Origin of the sequence: Citrobacter sp. wls613 (assembly GCF_005281195.1) — a bacterium.
GTDB lineage: Bacteria > Pseudomonadota > Gammaproteobacteria > Enterobacterales > Enterobacteriaceae > Citrobacter > Citrobacter gillenii.
This window is the reverse complement of record NZ_SZXN01000031.1, coordinates 9,920-10,823: the sequence shown is the minus strand read 5'-3', so window position 1 is coordinate 10,823 and position 904 is coordinate 9,920. Positions and strand designations below refer to the sequence as shown.

The 904-nt window shown below is 41.9% G+C and carries 1 protein-coding gene and 1 pseudogene; both read right to left on the bottom strand.

Annotated features, from left to right (window positions below):
* Nucleotides 1–597: pseudogene (locus FDX01_RS23495) on the bottom strand (hypothetical protein); the annotation flags it as partial.
* Between the two features lie 100 nt (nucleotides 598–697).
* On the bottom strand, nucleotides 698–904 hold a 207-nt coding region (locus tag FDX01_RS23170), incomplete at its 5' end, for a hypothetical protein (protein ID WP_212733999.1).

Sequence of the window (904 nt, the reverse complement as noted above, 5' to 3'; positions counted from 1 at the left end):
AATCATGTGAGCAAGAATGAACTTCATTCCAACTGTAGGAGTGTATTGACCACCTGCTGTAAAGAGGTGCACATTGAGAAGCCTACCGTTTAATGTTCCATCGCTAGAACCAAGGTATGTGAGAACGTCGGCAATATTATTTTTGCCAATTATATCTCTACCTACTGATGTCAGGTCGGTTAGTGCTGCAATATCGACCCCTGAAAAATAGGGTAATTTATTAGCTGCTGTAGCCAGAGCAGCAATCGTGCTCAACGTCGGGTCTAATGGCTGAAAGTTTGTCAAAAGGTAAGTCAGCGTACCAGCTGTCATCATATTGGCTGCAATGTCATTTGCTGACCATGCACGTGCTATTGTTCCCTCTTGCCCACGCTGTATTGTAAATACGTCACCGGACCGCGACGTAACATGAACAATTTCGTTAAGCGCGCCTGTCGCGGCGTCGATTAACGTCAACTTGAAGTAGCTGATACCTGAAACCGCAGCCGGAAACAGATCACCAGTCCCTGTATTAACGGTTAGTGATGTTGCAGATGAACTGATTCCTGCCGCCAGGACTGTCTGAGCATTGTTAGCGGCTAACAGAGTGAGTGCCATTTATCCTCCGGGATTTTGGTCAATAAAAAACCCCGCCGAAGCGAGGTTTTATTTTGATTAGTATTTAGTTGGTTACGATATTAGCATTATTAAAATCTTTCTAATTATTTGATTCCTTACACCCTGTGGCTGTAATGGAATAACCATTGTAATTTATGGTGTAATTGTTACCATCATCAGCAACATAAGATACAGTTGAATCCCTACTTATTCCCGTCCTACTTCCATTTGCTTGTCTGGTTATAATTTCAGAATTTAATTTTTCACCTCTTTTGGTGAAAATTACGAATCGATTTATGTAGTCTGT